This is a genomic window from Mycobacterium dioxanotrophicus (assembly GCF_002157835.1).
GTDB classification, from domain to species: domain Bacteria; phylum Actinomycetota; class Actinomycetes; order Mycobacteriales; family Mycobacteriaceae; genus Mycobacterium; species Mycobacterium dioxanotrophicus.
Window position 1 is genome coordinate 1,708,445 of the sequence record NZ_CP020809.1, and the last position, 21,035, is coordinate 1,729,479.

Consider the following 21,035-nt stretch of genomic DNA (forward strand, 5'->3'; position numbering starts at 1 on the left):
GTCGCTACCCGAGATAGGAGCCATCAACGTGAGTAATCAACCGCCGCCCGGAAACTACCCGCCGCCTCCGCCCGGAGGATTCCCGCCACCGCCTCAGGGGGGCGGCGGCTACCAACCGCAAGGCGGCGGCTACCAACCGCCCCAGGGCGGGGGGTTCCAGCCGCAGGGCGGTGGCGGTTATCCGCCGCCGCCACCTCCGCAGCAAGGTGGTTATCCGCCTCCGCCGCAGGGCGGTTATCCGCCGCCTCCGCCTCCTGGCGGGCCGGGCGGCTACCCGCCACCGCCGCCTCCCGGTGCGCCGGGGTACCCGCCTCCCGGTTACGGGCAGCAAGGCGCCGCCTACAGCGTGGGTGAAGCGTTCTCGTGGGCGTGGAACAAGTTCAGCAAGAATGCGGCCGCCCTCATCGTTCCGACGCTGGTGTACGGATTGATCGTCGGTGTGATCGCGGGCGTCGCGTACGGCCTTGCGATCGCGATGGCCGAGAGCAGCACGTCGTCGTACGGCAGCTACGGTTCGGACTACGAATACTCGGCGAGCTACAGCCTCGGCGCGGGCAGCATCGCTGTGCTGATCCTCGGCGGTCTGATCCTCGTCGTGCTCATGGCCGTGGTGTCGTCGGCGTATCTGAGCGGTGTGATCGATATCGCGAACGGACAACCGGTGACGATCGGTTCGTTCTTCAAGCCGCGTCAGCTCGGCAATTTCATCATCGCCGGTCTGATCATCGGTGTGCTCAGCGCCATCGGCTCGTTCTGCTTCATCGGCAGCATTGTGGTGGGCATCTTCACCTTGTTCACCATGCCGGCCATCCTGGACCGCAACCTGTCCGCGATCGACGGCATCAAGACCAGCTTCGAGCTGGTCAAGTCGAACTTCGTCAATGCGCTGGTCGCCTACATCGTCATCTTCGTGACGATCTTCGTCGGCGAACTCCTTTGCGGCATCGGCCTCCTGGTCGCCGCACCGGTCGCAGCGTTGTTCCTGGTGTACACCTGGCGTCGGCTCACCGGCGCCCAGGTTGCTCCGCTGACCCCGTAGTAATCGTCGACAACACTGTGCCCACGGTGCACTCGGCCAACAGGTCCGCACCGTGGGCACAGTGCTGCCATGGCATCATCTGGCCATGACCGCGATGCCGCCCAACCCTTATGGAGCCGGATACGGACCGGGCCAGCCCGGCCCCGGCCAGCCCGGCCCCGGCCAGCCGAGCTACGGGCAGCCCGGTTACGGCCAACCCGGCTACGGACAACCGAACTACGGTCAACCCAGCTACGGCGGTCAGCCTGGATTCGCCTCGCCCCAACCGGGTTTCGCGCCGCAGCAGGGCTACTATCCGCCGACTCCCAACCCGAACTCCTACACGCCGTGGACGGACCGGGCCGTCGCGTTTTTCATCGATCAGCTGCCCATCGCCGCCATCCTGGTGGTCGCCTACGTCGTCGTGCTGGTCGGGGGACTGGCACTCGTGGGAACCTCGCAGCCGGAGTGCTCGAGCACCGGCAGCTATGTCGACTGTTCTGGCACCACCGCGCCTTCGGGCGTCATCGCGGTGTTCATGGTGCTCGTGACGATCGTGATGTTCACCCTTCCGCTGGCCTTCGCGGTGTGGAACTACGGCTACAAACAGGGCACCACCGGCCAGAGCATCGGCAAGAAGGTGATGAAGTTCCAGGTCGTTTCCGAAAGCACCGGCCAGCCAATCGGTTTCGGCATGTCACTGGTTCGCCAGATCGCCCACTTCGCGGACAGCGCCGTCTGCTATATCGGGTACCTGCTTCCACTGTGGGACGCCAAGCGTCAGACCTTCGCCGACAAGATCATGTCGACGGTCTGCGTCCCCGCCAATCCTGTGCTGAGCCCTCCCGCCAACGGAATCTACTGATCAGGCGCCGCCATGAGTTCAATGCTGCCGAACGACAACCCGGGCGGAAACACCTTCGGCCAGGAGCCCATCCCCGTCTTCTATGCGCCCACGTCCGGATACCAGCCGCAGCAGCCCCACCAGCAGCCTGCGACCCCGCAGCACCCGTATACGCCGTGGAGCACGCGGGTGGTCGCGTTCGTGATCGACCAGCTGCCCGTCACGGTATTCCTGGTCATCGCGTTCGCCATCTTGACGGTGGCGATCGGCTCGGTCGCGAGCAGCGAATCGACGTGCCGGCGCCAACTCAGCTGCCCGGGCTATTCGACCAGCAGTGAGCTCGTCCTGTACGGGACGGCCGCGCTGTTCGGCATGGTGCTGCCGTTCAGCTTCTCGGTGTGGAACTACGGGCAGCGGCAGGGCATGACCGGCCAGAGCATCGGCAAGAAGGCGATGAAATTTCAGGTCGTCAGTGAGAAGACCGGCGAGCCAATCGGTTTCGGTATGTCCCTGATGCGCCAGATCGTCCACGTCGTCGACGGTCTCGTCTGCTACCTCGGCTATCTGTTCCCGCTGTGGGACGCCAAGCGTCAGACTTTCGCCGACAAGATCATGTCGACGGTGTGCGTACCGGTGAATCCTGCACCGGTCGCGGGGCCATACCCGGGCTGGTCCGGATAGGCTCAACGGGTTATGAGTGAACAGCGCAAGTGGCACGGCCTGGCCACAAAAGCCATCCACGCCGGCTACCGTCCCGACCCGGGCACCGGAGCCGTCAACACCCCGATCTACGCCAGCTCGACCTTCGCCCAGGACGGCGTCGGTGGTTTGCGCGGCGGGTTCGAGTACGCCCGCACCGGCAATCCGACCCGCGCCGCGCTCGAAGCGTCGCTGGCCGCGGTCGAGGAAGCCGACTATGGGCGGGCGTTCAGCTCGGGCATGGCCGCCACCGACTGTGCCCTGCGGGCGGTCCTGCGGCCCGGGGACCACGTCGTGATCCCCGACGACGCCTATGGCGGCACGTTCCGGCTCATCGACAAGGTCTTCTCGCAGTGGGGGATCACCCACACCCCGGCGCCGCTGTCGGACCTCGACGCCGTGCGTGCGGCGATGACTCCGCGCACCCGGATGATCTGGGTCGAGACGCCGACCAACCCGTTGTTGTCCATCGCCGACATCGCGGGGATCGTGCAGATCGCCTCGGCGTCGGGGGTAAAGGTGTTGGTGGACAACACGTTCGCCTCACCGGCATTGCAGCAGCCGTTGCTGCTCGGCGCGGATATCGTGTTGCATTCGACCACGAAGTACATCGGTGGGCACTCCGACGTGGTGGGTGGTGCGTTGCTGACCAACGACGAGGAACTCGACACGGCTTTCGCGTTCCTGCAGAACGGGGCCGGGGCGGTGCCGGGCCCGTTCGATGCGTATCTCACCATGCGCGGGCTCAAGACCCTGGTGCTGCGGATGCGTCAGCACAGTGAAAATGCTGCTCTCATCGCCGAATTCCTCGACGGGCACCCCGCTGTCGAGTCGGTGTTGTACCCGGGACTGGAGACCCATCCCAATCACGACGTCGCGGCGCGGCAGATGAGCGGTTTCGGCGGCATGGTGTCGGTCAGGTTGCGTGGCGGCCCCGATGCTGCGCGTGAACTATGCTCGCGCACAGAGGTTTTCATCCTCGCCGAGTCGCTCGGTGGCGTGGAGTCGCTGATCGAGTACCCCGGTGCGATGACGCATGCTTCGACGGCAGGGTCTCAGCTGGAGGTGCCCGACGACCTCGTGCGCCTGTCGGTCGGCATCGAACACCCCGCCGACCTGCTGGCCGACCTGGAGCAGGCGCTGAGCTAGCCACGGCGAGCAGACACAAAGGTTCGCGAACTCCGGCGTGTCGGGTACCGCAGCGACTGCTCGCGGGAGAAGGTGACACGCGGGAGAAGGGTGACACGCGAAAAAGGCGACTAGCCCATCAGAGCGGGGCGCAGGGTCGACGTCGTCACCGCCAGGTTCATCTCGGGTAACCCGGCGGCGGTGTCGTCGACCCATGCGCCCGTGGTGATCTCGGTTGCCCGGGCGTGTACCCAGCGCCATCCCCGCTCGTTGAGGCTGAGCACGGCGCCCAGACCGTCGACGGCGTGCAGCAGGCAGATGATGGCAGCGATCGCCGGAACCGGGTTCTGCCCATCGAACAACGCGCCGAGCAGTGCTGCGCGGGCCAGGCCGACCCGTTCCCGGTCGGTCAGCGGCCAGCAGTACGTTGCGCGAAAACCCTTGCCCGGCAAGCGAACCCGGTGGATCTGGCCGATATTTTCCAGGTGCAGCTCAAGTGCAGGCTGGGTCGACTTGCCGAGCTTCGCCAGCGCCGACTCCGCCGAAAGCGGGCGCCGCCGCAGCAGTTGGAACGCCGGGTCCGTGACCGGGTCGGAGGGCCAGTTGCCTTCCAGGGCGATCAGCAGACCCGGCTCCATGGGCTCGTCGGCCAGTGCCGGACGGATCCGGCAGGCGTAAGCGAGGTCGAGGAGCGTGGCGGCGGCCAACACTCGTTCACGGCGCCGCCGGTCCAGACCAGGCTGCGCGGAGGCATTGTCCAGCAACAGCAGAAAGAGATCTTCGGCGATTTGCGCCATTGCCCCGACTGTAGTGCTTCCCCCGCGAGCCGTACCTTACGAGTGGTACGGCTCGGCGCTGACCAGCGTGACCTTGACGGTGTTGCCGTTGGGCACGGTGTAGGTGCGGGTCTCGCCGACCTTGGCGTCGATCAAGGCCCCACCGAGCGGCGAGTTGGGCGAGTACACCTCGAGTTTGCCGTCGCTGATGCCCTCCTGGCGGGTGGCGATCAGGAACGTCTCGGTGTCGCTCTTGTCATCGTCGTAGTAGACCTTGACCACCGAACCGGGCAGCGCAACGCCGGACTGCTTGGGTGCTTCGCCCACCTTGGCGTTGTTGAGCAGTTCCTGCAGCTGGCGGATGCGGGCCTCCTGCTGGCCCTGCTCTTCGCGGGCAGCGTGGTAGCCGCCGTTCTCGCGCAGATCGCCCTCTTCGCGGCGGTCATTGATCTCGGCGGCGATTATCGGCCGGTTCGCGATCAGCTGATCCAGTTCGGCCTTCAGCCGGTCGAAAGCTTCCTGGGTGAGCCAGGTGACCTGGGTGTCGGTCATGTCTTCGCGCTCCTGTCGTTGTTGCCTCGCATGCGAAAGCCTCGGTTTCGGGCCGGGTGGGTTCCGCGTGTATTGCCGCTAGCGCAAGTGATTTCTGCGGGCTAATGCAGCAATACACGGCCCCAGCGCGGAACCGTGTATCCGCTCAGTTTACCACCGAACAGACAGCCGATCTTCATGTATTCGCAGTTCGGCGTTTGTTGCGTCGGCTCAAATCAAGGCGCTACCAGGTACGATGGCACGTCCGTCCCGCAGCCGTAGACGTCACCGACGACGGGCGGCTTGCTGGATTTCACCACGGCCGTCACCTGAACCGTCTTCTGCGTCGACGGACCCACCAGGATCTCGCGTCTGCCGGTCTCCCCGCCGTCGATGGAACGGGCCCGCACGATGCAGACCACCGGCCGCGACGGGTCCGGACGGGTCACCCCGATGGTCACCGATACGCTGTCGTCACCGACCAACTCATAGGCCGTGAGCTCGCCTTTCACATCGTTGTTGGCGAATTTGTGCCACGCGGCGACGGCGAGAATGGTCCCCGCCACCACCACGAGAGCGAGGAGGGCGACAAGGACCCAACGACGGTTTCGGCGGGGCTGGGACTGTCGTCCGTACCGGGCGACGGGGCGTTCGATCATCAGAACTGGAACTATAGGCGGGGACAGCCCGCGGCCAACCGGCGCAGGTATTGGATTACACAAGAGGTCGCCGTAGTTAGATGAGACGAAATGAGTGAACTGCGGTTGATGGCGGTGCACGCCCACCCGGACGACGAGTCCAGCAAGGGTGCGGCGACCACCGCGCGCTATGCGGCCAAAGGTGTGCGCGTCATGGTTGTCACGCTGACCGGCGGCGAGCGCGGAGACATTCTGAACCCGGCGATGGACATCCCGGAGGTGCACGGCCGGATCGCCGAAGTCCGACGCGACGAGATGGCCAAGGCCGCCGAGATCCTCGGCGTCGAGCACCACTGGCTGGGCTTTGTCGACTCCGGACTACCCGAGGGGGACCCGTTGCCGCCGCTGCCGGACGGCTGCTTCGGCTTGGTGCCCATCGAGGAGCCGGTATCCCGGTTGGTGCGGGTGATCCGGGAGTTCCGGCCGCACGTGATGACCACTTACGACGAGAACGGCGGCTATCCGCACCCCGACCACATCCGCTGCCACCAGGTGTCGGTCGCCGCGTACGAGGCCGCCGCCGACTACATGCAGTTTCCCGACGCCGGCGACCCGTGGAGCGTGTCCAAGCTCTACTACAACCACGGGTTCCTGCGAGAGCGCATGCAACTGCTGCAGGACGAGTTCGCCAAGAACGGCCAGGAGGGCCCGTTCGCCAAATGGCTCGAACATTGGGACCCCGAGCACGACGTGTTCGCGGGCCGGGTCACCACCCGGATCGAATGCGCCGAGTATTTCAGCCAGCGTGACGACGCGCTGCGTGCACATGCCACCCAGATCGACCCCCACGGTCACTTCTTCCACGCGCCGATCGAATGGCAGCAACGGTTGTGGCCGACCGAGGAGTTCGAGCTGGCCCGGTCCCGGGTGCCGGTAAGCCTGCCCGAGGATGATTTGTTCAGTGGGATTGAAAAGTGATGGATACCCTGACGGCCGTCGTGACGCTGCTTGCCGACGAGCCCCGCAACACCGGACCGGATTTCGGTAAGGCCAGCCCGTTCGGCCTGCTGATCACGGTAGCGCTGCTGGTAGGCACGTTTGCCCTGGTCTGGTCGATGAACCGGCACCTGCGCAAGCTGCCCGAATCGTTCGATCGTGAGCATCCCGAGCCCGATCAGGCCGTCGACGACGGTACGGTGGAAGCCACAGAAGACGAGCATTCCGACGACACCTCGGAGGAGCGATCCGACGACCGACAGCCGCGTGAGTCCGGGGGGTAACACCCTCGCCGGGGCCACCAGCCCCTACCTGCGCCAGCACGCCGACAATCCGGTGCACTGGCGGCAGTGGTCGTCCGAGGCGCTGGCCGAGGCGGCCGCACGCGACGTCCCGATCTTGTTGTCGATCGGCTACGCGGCGTGCCATTGGTGCCACGTGATGGCTCACGAATCGTTCGAGGATCCCGAGGTCGCGGCCGCGGCCAACGACGGGTTCGTCTGCATCAAGGTCGACCGTGAAGAACGCCCCGACCTCGACGCCGTGTACATGAACGCCACCGTGGCGTTGACGGGGCAGGGCGGCTGGCCGATGACCTGTTTCCTGACCCCTGATGGACGCCCGTTCTTCTGCGGCACCTACTACCCGAAGCTGGGTTTCCTGCAACTGCTGGCGGCGGTGGCCGAGACTTGGCGCGACCGGCGCGACGAAGTCGAGCGGGCATCGGAGCAGATCGCGACGGAACTCCGGTCGATGTCCGCCGGGCTGCCCGGTGGTGGCGCGCCCGTGGGACCGGAACTGTGCGATCACGCGGTGGCCGCGGTGCTGCGCGACGAGGACGGCGCCCACGGCGGATTCGGCAAAGCGCCGAAGTTCCCGCCCTCGGCGCTTCTCGAAGGCCTGCTGCGGCATTACGAACGCACCGGATCCGGCGCGGCCCTGCAGGCCGTCGAGCGCACCGCAGCGGCCATGGCCCGCGGCGGCATCTATGACCAGCTCGCAGGCGGCTTCGCCCGGTACAGCGTCGATCCGTACTGGGTGGTGCCGCACTTCGAGAAGATGCTGTACGACAACGCGTTGCTGCTGCGGGCGTATGCGCACTGGGCGCGGCGCACCGGTAATCCGTTGGCGCGCAAGGTGGCCGAAGAGACGGCCGGCTTCATCATCGCCGGGCTCGGGGCCAACGGGATGTTCACCTCGTCGCTGGATGCCGACGCGGCCGGTCGCGAGGGGCTGACGTACGTGTGGACGCCCGGTGAATTGGCCGAAGTGCTCGGTGACGACGACGGAGATTGGGCGGCTTCGCTTTTCGCCGTCACCGCCGACGGAACCTTCGAGCACGGCGCGTCGGTGCTGCAGCTGCCCGTCGACCCCGACGACACCGCCAGGTTCGCATGCGTCCGCTCGAAGTTGTTGGCGCACCGCGGTACCCGCCCGCAACCCGCACGCGACGACAAGGTGGTCTCGGCGTGGAACGGGTTGGCCATCACCGCCCTGGCCGAAGCCTCGGTGGCCCTCGACAACCCCGAATACCTCACTGCCGCTTCGGAATGCGCACGCAGGCTACTGGATCTGCACCTCGTCGACGGGCGGCTACGCCGGGCGAGCCTCGGCAGCCGGGTGGGGGACAGCGCGGCGATCCTGGAGGACTACGCCGCGCTGGCGACCGGCCTGCTGACGCTCTATCAGCTCACCGGATCATGGTTGCCCGAGGCGCTGGGACTGCTGGACACCGCGCTGCAGCATTACGCCGATCCGCAGCGGCCGGGGCGCTGGTTCGACACCGCTGACGACGCCGAGCAGCTCATGGTGCGGCCCGCCGACCCCATCGACGGTGCCACGCCGTCGGGTGCGTCGCTGATCGCCGAGGCACTGCAACTGGCTGCGCACCTGACCGCGTCGGAAACCTACGCCGCCGCCGCACAGGACACGTTGGCTTCGGCGACACCGATCCTGGCTCGGGCGCCCCGCTCGGGCGGACACTGGCTGGCGGTGGCCGAGGCGCAGATCCGCGGGCCCATCCAGGTCGCGGTGGCCTGCAACCCGCGCTCGGCCGAATTGCTCACCGCCGCACGCGCGCTGGCGCCCGGCGGTGCCATCGTCGTCGGCGGCCCAGCGAACTCGTCCGCCTTGCTGGAAGGACGTGACCGGGTCGACGGAGCCGACGCGGCGTACGTGTGCCGCGGCCGCGTGTGCGACCTGCCCGTCACCACGGTCGGGGATCTCGCGGTCTCACTGGCCGGTCAACCGGAGGACGGCCGACGCGGCGCCGTGTAGCCTCGCGGCCATGCCGAACGTCGAGCACATCACCCAGACCGTCAACCGCTACCTCGAGCTGGTCGCCAACGGAAGTGCTGATGAGATCGCCGAACTCTACGCGGACGACGCGACCGTCGAAGATCCGGTGGGTGGCGGCGAGGTACACATCGGGCGGGCCGCCATCCGCGGCTTCTACGCCAACGTCGAGAACATCAAGAGCAAGACCGAGCTGGTGACATTGCGGGTGGCCGGCCACGAGGCCGCGTTCCATTTCCGGCTCACGATGGACTTCGGCAACAGCGGCATGCGGATCGAGCCCATCGACGTCATGGTGTTCGACGCCGACGGCAAGATCTCGGCGATGAAGGCTTACTGGTCGCCGGCTGACACCGTCAAGCTGTAGGCGGGCTCAGAACACCGCGAACCACATGGCGATGTAGTGGCAGATCGCCGCTACCGCTGTGCAGGCGTGGAAGAACTCGTGGTGGCCGAACGTCGTCGGCCACGGGTTGGGCCACTTCAGCGCGTAGAGCACGCCACCGATGCTGTACAGCGCGCCACCGACGATCAGCAGTACCACCGCTGCCACCCCGGCACCGTTCATGATCGGCCCGATGAACCAGGCCGCCACCCAGCCCAACAGGATGTAGAGCGGCACCCCCAGCCAGCGCGGCGCCGACGGCCAGAACATCTTCAGCAGGACACCCGCGATCGCGCCGCCCCAGACGATCCAGAACAGCACCATGCCTTTGGATTCCGGAAGGGCCAGCAGTGCGAACGGGGTGTAGCTGCCCGCGATGAAGATGAAGATCATCGAATGGTCGGCGCGCTTCATCCACTTGCGCGCATCCGCCGATTTCCAGGTCACCCGGTGATAGGTGCCACTGACGGCGAACATCGCCACGATGGTGAAGGTGTAGAGCAGTGTCGCCAGACCGGCGCGGGTGGACTCCACCGACCACGACACGGACACCAGCGCGGCACCGGCGATGAACGCGACGACCGCCGAGTAGACGTGGATCCAGCCGCGGGCGCGCGGCCTGCCGAGGAACTGGGCGACGCCGTCGGCGACCGCTTCGGGCAGGTCTTCGGCGGGCCTGCTCCCTGCTGCCGCTGAGCGGTAGGGCTTGGTGGCATCGATCGGCGCGGCGTGATTGGTGCTCCTCGCGTCCGCGGTCATATTGGTGCTCCTCGCGTCCGCGGTCATGTCACCTCCATTAACAGCCATGAGTTCCCTGGCTATGACAGTAGTCTGGATTCTCGTGGACATCATTCCCCCGCGGCTCAAAGAACCGGCCTACCGGCTCTACGAGATGCGGTTGCGTCAGGAGTTGGCGCAGTCCAAAGCCCAACTGCCCCGCCACATCGCGGTTCTGTGCGACGGCAACCGGCGATGGGCACGTGAGGCAGGTCACGACGATGTCAGCATCGGCTATCGCATGGGCGCGGCCAAGATCGCCGAGATGCTGCGGTGGTGTCAGGCCGCAGGCATCGAGATGGCGACGGTGTACCTGCTCTCGACCGAGAACCTGCAGCGCGATCCCGAAGAGTTGTCGGGGCTGATCGAGATCATCACCGACGTGGTCGAAGAGATCTGCGCGCCGGCCAACAAGTGGAGTGTGCGCACGGTCGGCGATCTGTCGTTGCTCGGCGACGAACCGGCCCGCCGGTTGCGCGAGGCAGTGGAGAGCACCAACGGCAACGGTGGGAAGTTTCACGTCAACGTGGCGGTCGCCTACGGCGGCAGGCAGGAGATCGTCGACGCCGTCCGCTCGCTGCTCAACAAAGAGCTGGCCAACGGCGCCACCGCGGAGCAGCTCATCGACGCCGTCACTGCCGAGGGCATCTCGGAGAACCTCTACACCTCGGGCCAGCCCGATCCTGATCTGGTCATCCGGACCTCGGGGGAGCAGCGGTTGAGCGGATTCCTGTTGTGGCAGAGCGCTTATTCGGAGATGTGGTTCACCGAGGCGTACTGGCCCGCGTTTCGGCGCGTGGACTTCCTGCGCGCGCTGCGCGATTACACCGCGAGGCACCGCCGCTTCGGCAAGTAGGCGCGTGCCACACTGGGATTCATGGCTGCGCTGTCGGCGGTGGTCTTCACGCTCAGCTGGTGGCTGGGGCTCTATCTGCTTGCCCGCGACCCGCGCAAACCGGTCCTGGTGTGCGCCGCGGTCGGGCTGACCAGCTTCGCCGTCGTCGTCGCCCTCGACGCCGTCCGGCTCATCAGCGGGTCGGAGCTGCTCAGCCGCATCGAGATCTATCTGGTCGCGCTGCCCGGCATCGCCTGGTTCGCGGTGATGATCGAGCTGTCCCGACCGAGTGACACGTGGCGCGCCCGGGCCGGGGAGTTCGCCGCCATCTTCGCCGTCGCGGTGCTGGCTTTCGCCGGGGCCGCACTGGCAGGCAGTGTCGCCGGGCCGCTGCGCCCGGGGCACTGGGTGATGTTCGCGGTGATATCCCTGGCCTCGCTCGGCGCGATGATCAAGGCCGTCACCGGTGGGGCCAAGCCCGGATCCGTGGTGGGCTTCATCATCGTTGCGACGCTGTTCTTCGCCCTGGGCAACGCGATCATCGTCATTCCGCTCGGGCTGCTCCCGAGTTGGCTGGCGTTGGCGTCCACCGGTTTTGACGTCGCCCTGCTGGGTATCGCGGTGGCGATCTGGGACGCGTTCGACGAAGGGCAGGCTCTGCGCGCCGACATGCGGCGATCGATTCTCGGCACGTTGGTGATCGCGGTACCGTTCGGCGCCCAGGCGCTCATCGGTGCGGCCGTGCTCGCCGGCAACGGCCGGGTGGCGATGACGGTGCTGCTGTTCACCAGCCTGGCCGTCGCCGTGGCGGTGGAGGTGCTCGCCGATCCGCTGGCCGGGGTGCTCGACCGGTTGGCGTTCTCGCGCTCACCGGCTCTGCGCGCCGACCGCGAGGCGCTGCGCCGCACGGAGGCGGCGCTGCCACTGCGTTCGGGCAGCCCGCTCGACGACGTTGACGACGACGCGTTCGCCCGGCTCACCCGCCGCGCTCTCGGGCACTACGGCGACCTCTCCAAGCTGATGGCCAGCCCACTCACGGCGCTGCCCGCCATCGACGCGCGGTTGGCGCAGCGGGGCGCGGCCGATCAACCGCTGGAGCGGGCAAACGAACTCAAGGCGCTGCTGGCCGATCGGATCGCGGCGCTCAAGCCGCGCGACGGTGGTGACTTCGGTACCACCGAGCAGTGGCGCCACTACAACTCGCTGTACTTCCCCTACGTCGTCGGAGTGCGTGCCTACGCGCAGAACGCCACCGCCGCGGGCCTCGATCCCGTCGCCCGGCAGGCCTGGCAGTGGTTGGTCACCGAAGTGCCGCAGCGGTCGTTGCACAACTGGCAGAACGCCGCGGCCAAGGTGATCGCCGCAGACCTGCGCGGCACCTTGGTGCCCGCCTCGGGCCCGGCGGCGCAATAGGGCCTGACCTGCGGTTGGCAGTGCTTGGCAGCGTCCGGCGTGGATCTGGCAGTGCGTCCTGAGCAATGTCGGAGGTGTTCGAAAAGCTCGACACCGCCTCATCGCCGAGGAGCCAGCCATGACCGCCTTCGTCACCCGTCCACTTCACCAATCCGCCCCAAGGGGTGGCACTGCGGAAGCCTCGCTGCTGCGGTTCGCCCTGCGCGCCGACGCCACGGTGTGCGCGGCGGTGGGCCTGCTCGGCGCCATGGTGGCTGATCCGCTGGCGCGGCTGGCCGGCTTGACCGCCACGGCCGGTTGGCTCGTCGGCGCCGCCCTCGTCAGCTACGGGGCGCTGCTCTATGCCGTGGCCGCGCTGCCCGACATCCGCCGCGTCGGCACCGCCGTCTACACCGGCAACGTGGTCTTCGGGGCGGTGGCCGTCACGGCGGTCCTGGCCGGTTGGTTGCCGCTGACCGCGCTGGGCACCGATCTGCTGCTGGGGTTCGTCGCCATCACGCTGGGCCTGGCCTGGCTGCAACACCGCGGAGTACGCCGGCTGGCGTGACCTGTTCCCGCCGGTGCGGGGGCCGCATCCGTAGAGGTTGCGGCTGTGGTCCTCGCACCGTGCTCACCCCCACCACCCACCAAGAAGGAGAATCATGACCGCCATCACCACGCCCCGCACCGCGAGCGCATCCGACACCCTGCTGCGGCTGGCCATGCGGGTCGACGCGATCTTCGTCGGCATCACCGGCATCGTCCTGCTCGCCACCGCCGGGTGGTTCTCGGATCTCACCGGCCTGCCGAAGTCCATCGAATACGGCGTCGGCATCTTCTCGGTCGGCTACGGCGTCGTGGTGTTCGCGCTCGCAGCGATCGACCGGGTTCGTCCCGCGGGCATCGGCACCGCGGTGGCCAATGCGTTGTGCACCGTGATCGCGGTGGCCGCCGTGCTCACCATGACCCTCACCACGGCGGGCGGCGTGATCGTCATCGCCACCGGCATCTACACCGCGGTGATGGCGGAATGGCAGTTCATCGGGGTCCGTCGAATCCGGGCGTAGCACCGCGCTGCCGAGTGGCCGGTTGTTGCACGCGAATCGCGAGAATGCGTGCGACAACTGGCCTTTCGGCTGTCAGAGTTTCCGCAGCCGCAGCCGATTGATGGCGTGGTCGGCGTCCTTGCGCAGCACCAGGGTGGCCCGCGGGCGGGTCGGCAGGATGTTCTCGATCAGGTTGGGCCGGTTGATGGAATGCCAGATGTCGCGGGCGGCGAACACGGCCTGCTCGTCGGTCAGCGTCGAGTAGTGGTGGAAGTGCGACGCCGGGTCGGCGAAGGCCGTCGACCGCATGGTCAGGAATCGTGAGATGTACCAATTCTCAATGTCTTCGATGCGTGCGTCGACGTACACCGAGAAGTCGAAAAGATCCGACACCATCAGCGCGGGTCCGGTCTGCAGGACGTTGAGCCCCTCCAGGATGAGAATGTCGGGGTGGCGGACGATCTGCTTCTCGCCGGGCACGATGTCGTAGAGCAGGTGCGAATACACCGGTGCGCAGGCCTCGTCGGCCCCTGACTTCACCCCGGTGACGAACCGCATCAACGCCCGACGGTCGTAGCTCTCCGGGAAACCTTTGCGGTGCATCAGGTTCCGGCGGTTGAGCTCTTTGTTCGGGTAGAGGAAACCGTCGGTGGTGACCAGGTCGACGCGCAGGTGGTGCTCCCAGCGGGCCAGCAGGGCCTGCAGCACACGCGCGGTGGTGGACTTGCCGACCGCCACGCTGCCCGCCACCCCGATCACGAACGGCACGGGTCGATCCGGGTTCTGCTGCGGCTCACCGAGGAACTCCGCGGTGGCGGCGAACAGCCGCTGACGCGCGGCCACCTGCAGGTGGATCAATCGGGCGAGCGGCAGGTAGACCTCTTCCACCTCGAGGAGGTCGAGCTTCTCGCCCATGCCGCGCAGGCGCAGCAGTTCGTCCTCGGTGAGTTTCAGCGGGGTCGACATGCGCAGCGAACGCCATTGGATTCGGTCGAACTCCACATAGGGGCTCGGCTCGCTGGGCCGCGGCATTCGGTCAGTCTTGCATTTACGGTTGAGGGCATGGCTAACGGGATGCACTTCGGGGTGGACCAGGGGACTGGCGCAGCGGCAGATTCAGCAGACTTCATCCGCGAATATCTGCTGCTCGGTTTGCGCTTCGACCGTGTCGAGGAGGGCTACGTCGACTCGTTCACCGGCGACCCCGCATTGCGTCGCGCCGTCGAGAACGAGCCCGCGCCCGACCCTGCCGACCTGGCCCGGCAGGCCGACCGGCTCCTCGGTGACATACCGCAGGATCTGGACCGCGACCGCGCCGACTATCTCGCCGCGCACCTGCGCGCACTGAACTGCGCGGGGCGCAAGTTCGCCGGCGAGGAGGTGGGTTTCGTCGACGAGGTGCAGGCCTACTTCGACGTGCGGATCGGCAAGGGCGACCCCGAGCGGTATCGCGAGGCGCACGCCAAGCTCGACGACGCTCTCGGCGGCTCAGGCCCGCTGGCCGACCGCATCCAGGCACACCGCACAGGCGACGAGATCCCGCCGGCGCGTCTCGAGGAGTGCATTCACGCGTTCTCCTCGGCGCTGCGGGACCGGGTGCGCGCCGAATATCCGCTGCCCGACACCGAAACCATCACCTACGAGGTGGTCACCGACAAGCCGTGGTCGGGCTTCAACTACTACCTCGGCGACTACCGCTCGACGGTGGCGGTCAACGCCGACCTCAAGCAACAGATGGCCAACCTGCCCCGGCTGGTCGCTCACGAGTCCTATCCCGGCCATCACACCGAGCACTGCCGCAAGGAGGCCGGGTTGGTGGACCGGCAGGGCCAGCTGGAACAGACGATCTTCCTGGTCAACACCCCGCAGTGCCTGATGGCAGAAGGCTTGGCCGATCTGGCGCTGTACGCCGCCATCGGTCCGGGATGGGGCGCGTGGGCTTCGGAGATCTACGCCGACCTTGGTCTGCGCTTCGACGGCGAGCGCGCCGAAGCCGTGTCCGAGGCGATGGCCGGGCTGGCCGACGTGCGTCAGGACGCGGCGCTGATGCTGCACGACGAGCACCGCGACGTCGACGACGTGGTCGCCTTCCTCAAGCGGTGGCTGCTGGTCAATGACGAGCGGGCCCGGCAGATGCTGCGGTTCTTGTCCTCGCCGCTGTGGCGCGCCTACACCAGCACCTACATCGAGGGCTATCGGCTGCTGCGGGCATGGCTGGATGCGCGGCCCGCCGACGTGACGTTGACGTCGCGGTTCGGCAGGCTGCTCGACGAGCCGCTGATCCCGTCGACATTGCGGGCTTAGGCTCGGGCCGCCGCGTCGATTTCGACACCTGGGCTGTGCCTCCGCACCGCCGACGACCCTGGTGTCGAAAACGGCGGAAGGCACGAGTCTGCTGGTCGCTTGCTCGGCATGCCCGAGCCGACACATCCGCGCGAGACCGCCCCGACTAGGCTGAACGCCATGGCAGCTGACTCGTCGTCCACCCCATCTTCTGTGCCTGCGGCTTCGGGCGCCGATTACGCCGACACCGCCAGCGCCGCCTATCAGGCCGCGCTGCAGGTGATCGAGTCGGTCGAGCCCCGAGTGGCCGCGGCCACCCGCAAAGAGCTTGCCGATCAACGGGATTCGCTGAAGCTGATCGCCAGCGAGAACTACGCGTCGCCTGCCGTGCTGCTGACCATGGGTACCTGGTTCTCCGACAAGTACGCCGAGGGCACCGTGGGGCACCGGTTCTACGCGGGCTGCCAGAACGTCGACACCGTCGAGGCGCTGGCGGCCGAGCATGCGCGCGAGCTGTTCGGCGCGCCCTACGCCTATGTGCAGCCGCACTCCGGCATCGACGCCAATCTTGTTGCGTTCTGGGCGATCCTGGCCACCAAGGTCGAGGCGCCCGAGCTCGCCAACTTCGGCGCCAAGCACGTCAATGATCTGTCCGAGGCGGACTGGGAGACCCTGCGCAACAAGCTGGGCAATCAGCGGCTGCTCGGCATGTCGCTCGACGCGGGTGGGCACCTGACCCACGGCTTCCGGCCCAACATCTCCGGCAAGATGTTCCATCAGCAGAGCTACGGCACCAACCCGGAGACCGGGTTCCTCGACTACGACGCCGTCGCCGCCGCGGCCCGCGAATTCAAGCCGCTGATCCTGGTCGCCGGTTACTCGGCGTACCCGCGCCGCGTGAACTTCGCCAAGATGCGTGAGATCGCCGACGAAGTGGGCGCGACGCTGATGGTCGACATGGCGCACTTCGCGGGCCTGGTGGCGGGCAAGGTGTTCACCGGCGACGAGGATCCGGTGCCGCACGCGCACGTCACGACCACGACGACCCACAAGTCGCTGCGTGGCCCGCGCGGCGGCATGGTGCTGGCCACCGAGGAGTTCGCGCCCGCGGTCGACAAGGGCTGCCCGATGGTGCTCGGCGGACCGCTGTCGCACGTGATGGCCGCCAAGGCAGTCGCGCTGGCCGAAGCCCGCCAGCCCGCGTTCCAGGCCTACGCGCAGCAGGTCGCCGATAACGCCCAGGCGCTGGCCGACGGCTTCACCAAGCGCGATGCCGGGCTGGTCACCGGCGGTACCGACAACCACATCGTGCTGCTCGACGTGCGGTCGTTCGGGCTCACCGGCCGCCAGGCCGAATCGGCGCTGCTGGATGCCGGTGTCGTCACCAACCGCAACTCGGTCCCCGCCGATCCGAACGGCGCCTGGTACACCAGCGGTGTCCGGTTGGGTACCCCGGCGCTGACCAGCCGCGGATTCGGCGCAGACGACTTCGACCGGGTCGCGGAGTTGATCGTCGACGTGCTGTCCAACACGCAGCCCGACGGTTCCTCGAAGGCCAAGTACAAGATGGCCGACGGCACCGCCGCGCGCGTCCACGCCGCGTCGGCTGAACTGCTCGATGCCAATCCGCTGTACCCGGGGCTGACGCTCTAGTAGCGCGTCAGGCGGCGGTCAGTGGTGGCCGCCGCCCCCGCTGCTGTGGCCGTTGTACCCGGGCTGGGAGATCTCGTCCTCGGTGAATTGATCGCTGGTGTCGGGCATCATGGTCGGCACGCATGACAATGAGTAGCTGTCTTGCACGTCATTGGATGTGCAATCGTCGGCCAGAGTGCGTGGCGTCGAAACGGCCATCGCACCGGTAATTGGCACGAGCACCAGACCTGCCGCAGCGGTGGCGACAAGCATCCGGCGTGCCGGTAACTGGAGTGTCATGGCTCAGCGTAGAGCGCGTCTGCGCAGGTAGATTCGATAACCAGGAGACTCACAGGAGGCCTCGGCGTGGCGTGCGACACGCCGCCCCGGCCCGATTTCAAGGAATGTGTGTACTAGGGTTACAGTTACTTCATGGCACAGAAACCTGTCCCTAATGCGCTGACCCTCGAGCTGGAGCCGGTGGTGAGCGCCGAGCTGCGTCGTCACATCGATTCCGAGGATCTCTGGTACGCCCACGATTACGTGCCGTTCGACCAGGGCGAGAACTTCGCATTCCTAGGCGGACGGGACTGGGATCCCTCTCAGGTGACCCTGCCCAAGAAGGTCACCGACGCCTTGGAGATCCTGCTGATCACCAAGGACAACCTCGCCGGATACCACCGCGAGCTGGTCGAACACTTCATCCTGGAGGAGAAGTGGGGCCGGTTCCTCGGCCGCTGGACCGCCGAGGAGCATCTGCACGCGGTCGCGCTGCGCAACTACCTGGTCGTCACGCGTGAGGTCGATCCGGCCGCCAACGAGGACGTCCGCGTCGAGCATGTGATGAAGGGCTACCGGGCCGACCGCTTCAGCCAGATCGAGACCCTGGTGTTCATGGCGTTCTTCGAGCGCGCCCACGCGGTCTACTGCCGCAACCTGCAGGCGCAGGTGGCCGAGCCGGTGCTCGCATCGTTGATGGGCCGGATCGCCAGTGATGAGGAGCGCCACGAGGAGTTCTTCGCGAACCTGGTCTCGTTCCTGCTCGAGCAGCACCGCGACGAGACCGTCGCCGCGATCGCCGCCCGTGCGGCCGAACTCGACGTGATCGGCGCGGACATCGACGCCTACGGCGACAAGGTGGCGCTGGTGGCCGAGGCGGGCATCTTCGACAAGGCCGCACTGCGCACGGTGATCGCCGATCGCATCACCGCATGGGGTCTGGCCGGTGAGGCCCAGCTCCAGCAGTTCATCAACACTTAACGTGCTGGCGGGTTAGCTACGGCGCGCCTGTCAGGCGCATTCGGCGCGGCGGGGGTAGCGTCAAAAGCGATGGCTAGCGACATGCTCTGCTGTCCGGGCGGTACCGATCGTATCGATTGCGAGAGGACCGGCCCCGGTCCTGGTGCCGCAGCGTCCACCGAGAAGTTCGTGTGGGGCCGCGTAACGAGCTTCGCCTCTAGGAGCGCCACGTGACTGATTCGCCTGTCCGTACCTATGTGCTCGACACCTCCGTGTTGCTGTCCGATCCTTGGGCGTGCAGCCGGTTTGCTGAGCACGAAGTGGTGGTTCCGCTGGTTGTCATCAGCGAACTAGAAGCCAAACGGCATCACCACGAGCTGGGCTGGTTCGCCCGGCAGGCACTGCGGATGTTCGACGATCTGCGTCTCGAGCACGGACGGCTGGATCAGCCGATTCCGGTTGGGACACAGGGCGGGACGCTGCACGTCGAGCTGAACCACAGCGACCCGACCGTGCTGCCGCAGGGCTTCCGTACCGACAGCAACGATTCCCGCATCCTGACCTGTGCGGCCAACCTGGCCGCGGAGGGCAAGCGAGTCACGTTGGTGAGCAAGGACATTCCGCTCCGGGTCAAGGCCGGCGCAGTGGGCTTGGCCGCCGACGAGTACCACGCCCAGGATGTCGTGGTCTCGGGTTGGACCGGGATGACCGAGCTGGATGTTGCCGCCGAGGACATCGACGCGATGTTCGCCGACGGTGAGATCGACTTGGCCGATGCCCGGGATCTTCCGTGCCACACCGGGATTCGTCTGCTCGGCGGAAACTCGCACGCACTCGGGCGGGTCAACGCCGACAAGCGCGTGCAGCTGGTCCGCGGTGATCGTGAAGTGTTCGGCCTCCGGGGAAGGTCAGCCGAACAACGCGTCGCACTGGATCTGCTGCTCGACGAGTCGGTCGGCATCGTCTCGCTGGGCGGCAAGGCAGGCACCGGCAAGTCGGCGCTGGCGCTGTGCGCGGGCCTGGAGGCGGTGCTGGAGCGCCGCACCCAACGCAAGGTCGTGGTGTTCCGTCCGCTGTATGCGGTTGGTGGTCAGGATCTCGGCTACCTGCCCGGCAGTGAGAGCGAGAAGATGGGCCCGTGGGCGCAGGCCGTCTTCGACACCCTGGAAGGCTTGGCCAGCCCGGCGGTGCTCGAAGAGGTGCTGTCGCGCGGCATGCTCGAAGTGTTGCCGCTGACCCACATCCGCGGCCGCTCGCTGCACGATTCGTTCGTCATCGTCGACGAGGCGCAGTCGCTGGAGCGCAACGTGCTGCTGACGGTGCTGTCGCGGCTGGGCGCCGGCTCGCGCGTGGTGCTCACCCACGATGTCGCACAGCGGGACAACCTGCGGGTGGGCCGTCATGACGGCGTCGCGGCGGTCATCGAAAAGCTCAAGGGCCATCCACTGTTCGCCCACATCACGCTGCAGCGCAGTGAACGCTCGCCGATCGCCGCGCTGGTCACCGAGATGCTGGAGGAGTACAGCCCCGCTGCTCTTCCCTGAGTGATTCATGTGCACCTCCCGTAATGGCGGGCGTTACGGGAGGTGCACAAATCGCCAGCCGGTAGGCTGCCGGGGTGGTGAGACTCCCCAACAGCCAGGCGTGGCGGTGGACGGTGATCGGCATTTTCGTCGCCGTCGTGGTCCTCGTGGCTGGTGCGGTCACCGGGCACATCCGCCGCGCGTCGGCCGATGACGTCAACTGCGCAGTGGAGAAGTGCGTCGCCCTGACCTTCGACGACGGCCCCAGCCCGTACACCGACCGGCTGCTGAAAATCCTGCAGGACAACGACGCCAAGGCGACGTTCTTCGAGATCGGCAACAAGGTCGCCGCCAACCCGCAGGGGGCCAAGCGGGTGGTCGAGGCGGGCATGGAGCTCGGCCAGCACACCTGGGAACACCCCAACATGACGACCATTCCGCCCGAGGACATCCCGTCGCAGCTGTCCAAGGCCAGCGACGCCATCGAGCAGGCGACCGGTCAGCGGCCGAAACTGTTGCGCACGGCCGGTGGGCTGATCAACGACCAGGTGCTGGCGGAGGCCAAGAAGCAGGGCCTCGCCGACATCAACTGGGACGTCATCCCGTTCGACTGGGCCAACGACTCGAACACCGCGGCCACCCGGTACATGTTGATGACCCAGATCAAACCCGGCTCGGTGGTGCTGTTCCACGACACCTACTCGTCCACCGTCGATCTCGTGCAGCAGTTCATCCCGGTGCTCAAGGCCAACGACTACCACCTGGTGACGGTCAGCCACCTGCTCGGCCCCCGGGAGCCCGGCACGAGCTACGGCAGCCGCGAGAACGGCCCGCCCGTCAACGGTCTGCAGGACATCCCGCCGGCCAACATTCCGACGCTGCCGCCCACGCCGTCGCCGCCTCCCATGCCGAACTTCCCGATCACCGACATTCCCGGTGCCAACTCCGGTGGGGTCAACAACGGGGCGTGAGCGGGTGAGGCGCACATCGCACCTGGT

Annotated in this window: 23 protein-coding genes; 17 read left to right on the forward strand and 6 right to left on the reverse strand. The window is 67.0% G+C overall.

Going from position 1 to position 21,035, the window contains the following annotated elements; genetic code table 11:
• Positions 1 to 28 precede the first annotated feature (28 nt).
• The 4 genes from BTO20_RS08190 to BTO20_RS08205 all read left to right on the forward strand — a co-directional run bounded on the left by BTO20_RS08190 (position 29) and on the right by BTO20_RS08205 (position 3,710).
• Positions 29 to 1,039 carry a DUF2189 domain-containing protein gene (locus tag BTO20_RS08190; protein WP_087074882.1) on the forward strand — a complete coding sequence of 337 codons (1,011 nt, stop codon included), beginning with the start codon at positions 29 to 31 and terminating at the stop codon, positions 1,037 to 1,039.
• An 85-nt stretch (positions 1,040 to 1,124) separates the two neighbouring features.
• The gene (locus BTO20_RS08195) at positions 1,125 to 1,883 is read left to right on the forward strand and encodes an RDD family protein (protein ID WP_087081792.1); all 759 of its coding nucleotides are present in this window, start codon (positions 1,125 to 1,127) and stop codon (positions 1,881 to 1,883) included.
• A 12-nt stretch (positions 1,884 to 1,895) separates the two neighbouring features.
• Entirely contained in the window at positions 1,896 to 2,543 is a 648-nt protein-coding gene (locus tag BTO20_RS08200) for an RDD family protein (protein WP_087074884.1), read from the forward strand.
• 12 nt (positions 2,544 to 2,555) lie between these two features.
• Entirely contained in the window at positions 2,556 to 3,710 is a 1,155-nt protein-coding gene (locus BTO20_RS08205; protein WP_087074886.1) for a cystathionine gamma-synthase, read from the forward strand.
• Positions 3,711 to 3,820: 110 nt separating this feature from the next.
• Here BTO20_RS08205 and BTO20_RS08210 read toward each other — a convergent pair whose 3' ends face one another.
• The 3 genes from BTO20_RS08210 to BTO20_RS08220 form a co-directional block, all read right to left on the reverse strand.
• Complete coding sequence (locus BTO20_RS08210; protein ID WP_087074888.1) at positions 3,821 to 4,486, reverse strand: GOLPH3/VPS74 family protein; 666 nt, start codon at positions 4,484 to 4,486, stop codon at positions 3,821 to 3,823.
• Positions 4,487 to 4,522: 36 nt separating this feature from the next.
• A complete protein-coding gene (gene greA, locus BTO20_RS08215; protein WP_029366355.1) occupies positions 4,523 to 5,017 on the reverse strand; it encodes a transcription elongation factor GreA in 495 nt (164 codons plus the stop codon).
• A 215-nt stretch (positions 5,018 to 5,232) separates the two neighbouring features.
• On the reverse strand, positions 5,233 to 5,655 hold the full coding sequence (locus BTO20_RS08220) for a DUF4307 domain-containing protein (RefSeq protein WP_087074890.1): 423 nt from the start codon (positions 5,653 to 5,655) through the stop codon (positions 5,233 to 5,235).
• A gap of 90 nt (positions 5,656 to 5,745) precedes the next feature.
• On the opposite strand from BTO20_RS08220, the gene mca reads away from it, so the two are divergent.
• The 4 genes from mca to BTO20_RS08240 are packed head-to-tail and all read left to right on the forward strand — an operon-like array spanning position 5,746 to position 9,292.
• The gene (gene mca, locus BTO20_RS08225) at positions 5,746 to 6,612 is read left to right on the forward strand and encodes a mycothiol conjugate amidase Mca (RefSeq protein WP_087074893.1); all 867 of its coding nucleotides are present in this window, start codon (positions 5,746 to 5,748) and stop codon (positions 6,610 to 6,612) included.
• Positions 6,612 to 6,914, forward strand: a complete 303-nt coding sequence (locus tag BTO20_RS08230) for a hypothetical protein (RefSeq protein WP_198344294.1) — start codon at positions 6,612 to 6,614, stop codon at positions 6,912 to 6,914. The genes mca and BTO20_RS08230 overlap by 1 nt, the downstream gene beginning before the upstream one ends.
• Positions 6,898 to 8,907, forward strand: a complete 2,010-nt coding sequence (locus BTO20_RS08235; RefSeq protein WP_087074897.1) for a thioredoxin domain-containing protein — start codon at positions 6,898 to 6,900, stop codon at positions 8,905 to 8,907. The genes BTO20_RS08230 and BTO20_RS08235 overlap by 17 nt, the downstream gene beginning before the upstream one ends.
• 10 nt (positions 8,908 to 8,917) lie before the next feature.
• Complete coding sequence (locus BTO20_RS08240) at positions 8,918 to 9,292, forward strand: nuclear transport factor 2 family protein (RefSeq protein ID WP_087074899.1); 375 nt, start codon at positions 8,918 to 8,920, stop codon at positions 9,290 to 9,292.
• 6 nt (positions 9,293 to 9,298) lie between these two features.
• Here the strand turns inward: BTO20_RS08240 and trhA are convergent, their stop codons facing one another.
• On the reverse strand, positions 9,299 to 10,069 hold the full coding sequence (trhA, locus tag BTO20_RS08245; protein WP_087074901.1) for a PAQR family membrane homeostasis protein TrhA: 771 nt from the start codon (positions 10,067 to 10,069) through the stop codon (positions 9,299 to 9,301).
• A gap of 82 nt (positions 10,070 to 10,151) precedes the next feature.
• Here trhA and BTO20_RS08250 point away from each other — a divergent pair, with 82 nt between their 5' ends.
• The 4 genes from BTO20_RS08250 to BTO20_RS08265 all read left to right on the forward strand — a co-directional run bounded on the left by BTO20_RS08250 (position 10,152) and on the right by BTO20_RS08265 (position 13,381).
• On the forward strand, positions 10,152 to 10,943 hold the full coding sequence (locus BTO20_RS08250) for a (2Z,6E)-farnesyl diphosphate synthase (RefSeq protein ID WP_064948258.1): 792 nt from the start codon (positions 10,152 to 10,154) through the stop codon (positions 10,941 to 10,943).
• 21 nt (positions 10,944 to 10,964) lie between these two features.
• Complete coding sequence (locus BTO20_RS08255; protein WP_087074903.1) at positions 10,965 to 12,335, forward strand: hypothetical protein; 1,371 nt, start codon at positions 10,965 to 10,967, stop codon at positions 12,333 to 12,335.
• A gap of 118 nt (positions 12,336 to 12,453) precedes the next feature.
• Entirely contained in the window at positions 12,454 to 12,882 is a 429-nt protein-coding gene (locus tag BTO20_RS08260) for a hypothetical protein (protein ID WP_198344295.1), read from the forward strand.
• A 94-nt stretch (positions 12,883 to 12,976) separates the two neighbouring features.
• Positions 12,977 to 13,381, forward strand: a complete 405-nt coding sequence (locus BTO20_RS08265) for a hypothetical protein (protein ID WP_087074905.1) — start codon at positions 12,977 to 12,979, stop codon at positions 13,379 to 13,381.
• 72 nt (positions 13,382 to 13,453) lie between these two features.
• On the opposite strand, the gene coaA is transcribed toward BTO20_RS08265, so the two are convergent.
• Entirely contained in the window at positions 13,454 to 14,392 is a 939-nt protein-coding gene (gene coaA, locus BTO20_RS08270) for a type I pantothenate kinase (RefSeq protein ID WP_087074907.1), read from the reverse strand.
• A gap of 30 nt (positions 14,393 to 14,422) precedes the next feature.
• Here coaA and BTO20_RS08275 point away from each other — a divergent pair, with 30 nt between their 5' ends.
• Both BTO20_RS08275 and BTO20_RS08280 read left to right on the forward strand, forming a co-directional pair.
• Positions 14,423 to 15,664, forward strand: coding sequence for a DUF885 domain-containing protein (locus BTO20_RS08275; RefSeq protein ID WP_087074909.1), 1,242 nt, complete (start codon positions 14,423 to 14,425; stop codon positions 15,662 to 15,664).
• Positions 15,665 to 15,823: 159 nt separating this feature from the next.
• The gene (locus BTO20_RS08280; RefSeq protein WP_087074910.1) at positions 15,824 to 17,296 is read left to right on the forward strand and encodes a glycine hydroxymethyltransferase; all 1,473 of its coding nucleotides are present in this window, start codon (positions 15,824 to 15,826) and stop codon (positions 17,294 to 17,296) included.
• An 18-nt stretch (positions 17,297 to 17,314) separates the two neighbouring features.
• Here BTO20_RS08280 and BTO20_RS08285 read toward each other — a convergent pair whose 3' ends face one another.
• Complete coding sequence (locus tag BTO20_RS08285) at positions 17,315 to 17,575, reverse strand: hypothetical protein (protein ID WP_087074912.1); 261 nt, start codon at positions 17,573 to 17,575, stop codon at positions 17,315 to 17,317.
• 132 nt (positions 17,576 to 17,707) lie between these two features.
• On the opposite strand from BTO20_RS08285, the gene BTO20_RS08290 reads away from it, so the two are divergent.
• From BTO20_RS08290 to BTO20_RS08300, 3 genes are all read left to right on the forward strand, one after another.
• Positions 17,708 to 18,535, forward strand: a complete 828-nt coding sequence (locus tag BTO20_RS08290; protein ID WP_087074915.1) for an acyl-ACP desaturase — start codon at positions 17,708 to 17,710, stop codon at positions 18,533 to 18,535.
• 209 nt (positions 18,536 to 18,744) lie between these two features.
• Positions 18,745 to 20,058, forward strand: coding sequence for a PhoH family protein (locus BTO20_RS08295; RefSeq protein ID WP_083163180.1), 1,314 nt, complete (start codon positions 18,745 to 18,747; stop codon positions 20,056 to 20,058).
• A 74-nt stretch (positions 20,059 to 20,132) separates the two neighbouring features.
• Positions 20,133 to 21,008 (forward strand): polysaccharide deacetylase family protein, encoded by an 876-nt coding sequence (locus BTO20_RS08300; protein WP_087074917.1) that lies wholly within the window; start codon positions 20,133 to 20,135, stop codon positions 21,006 to 21,008.
• The last annotated feature ends 27 nt before the right edge of the window (positions 21,009 to 21,035 follow it).

What these genes read in the sequence shown, in the direction of transcription:
- BTO20_RS08280 (WP_087074910.1), top strand. Translation starts at nt 15,824, where the DNA reads ATGGCAGCTGACTCGTCGTCCACCCCATCTTCTGTGCCTGCGGCTTCG.
- BTO20_RS08265 (WP_087074905.1), top strand. Translation starts at nt 12,977, where the DNA reads ATGACCGCCATCACCACGCCCCGCACCGCGAGCGCATCCGACACCCTG.
- BTO20_RS08195 (WP_087081792.1), top strand. Translation starts at nt 1,125, where the DNA reads ATGACCGCGATGCCGCCCAACCCTTATGGAGCCGGATACGGACCGGGC.
- mca (WP_087074893.1), top strand. Translation starts at nt 5,746, where the DNA reads ATGAGTGAACTGCGGTTGATGGCGGTGCACGCCCACCCGGACGACGAG.
- BTO20_RS08210 (WP_087074888.1), bottom strand. Translation starts at nt 4,486, where the DNA reads ATGGCGCAAATCGCCGAAGATCTCTTTCTGCTGTTGCTGGACAATGCC.
- trhA (WP_087074901.1), bottom strand. Translation starts at nt 10,069, where the DNA reads ATGACCGCGGACGCGAGGAGCACCAATCACGCCGCGCCGATCGATGCC.
- BTO20_RS08240 (WP_087074899.1), top strand. Translation starts at nt 8,918, where the DNA reads ATGCCGAACGTCGAGCACATCACCCAGACCGTCAACCGCTACCTCGAG.
- greA (WP_029366355.1), bottom strand. Translation starts at nt 5,017, where the DNA reads ATGACCGACACCCAGGTCACCTGGCTCACCCAGGAAGCTTTCGACCGG.
- BTO20_RS08275 (WP_087074909.1), top strand. Translation starts at nt 14,423, where the DNA reads ATGGCTAACGGGATGCACTTCGGGGTGGACCAGGGGACTGGCGCAGCG.
- BTO20_RS08255 (WP_087074903.1), top strand. Translation starts at nt 10,965, where the DNA reads ATGGCTGCGCTGTCGGCGGTGGTCTTCACGCTCAGCTGGTGGCTGGGG.
- BTO20_RS08200 (WP_087074884.1), top strand. Translation starts at nt 1,896, where the DNA reads ATGAGTTCAATGCTGCCGAACGACAACCCGGGCGGAAACACCTTCGGC.
- coaA (WP_087074907.1), bottom strand. Translation starts at nt 14,392, where the DNA reads ATGCCGCGGCCCAGCGAGCCGAGCCCCTATGTGGAGTTCGACCGAATC.
- BTO20_RS08220 (WP_087074890.1), bottom strand. Translation starts at nt 5,655, where the DNA reads ATGATCGAACGCCCCGTCGCCCGGTACGGACGACAGTCCCAGCCCCGC.
- BTO20_RS08260 (WP_198344295.1), top strand. Translation starts at nt 12,454, where the DNA reads ATGACCGCCTTCGTCACCCGTCCACTTCACCAATCCGCCCCAAGGGGT.
- BTO20_RS08205 (WP_087074886.1), top strand. Translation starts at nt 2,556, where the DNA reads ATGAGTGAACAGCGCAAGTGGCACGGCCTGGCCACAAAAGCCATCCAC.
- BTO20_RS08230 (WP_198344294.1), top strand. Translation starts at nt 6,612, where the DNA reads ATGGATACCCTGACGGCCGTCGTGACGCTGCTTGCCGACGAGCCCCGC.
- BTO20_RS08285 (WP_087074912.1), bottom strand. Translation starts at nt 17,575, where the DNA reads ATGACACTCCAGTTACCGGCACGCCGGATGCTTGTCGCCACCGCTGCG.
- BTO20_RS08290 (WP_087074915.1), top strand. Translation starts at nt 17,708, where the DNA reads ATGGCACAGAAACCTGTCCCTAATGCGCTGACCCTCGAGCTGGAGCCG.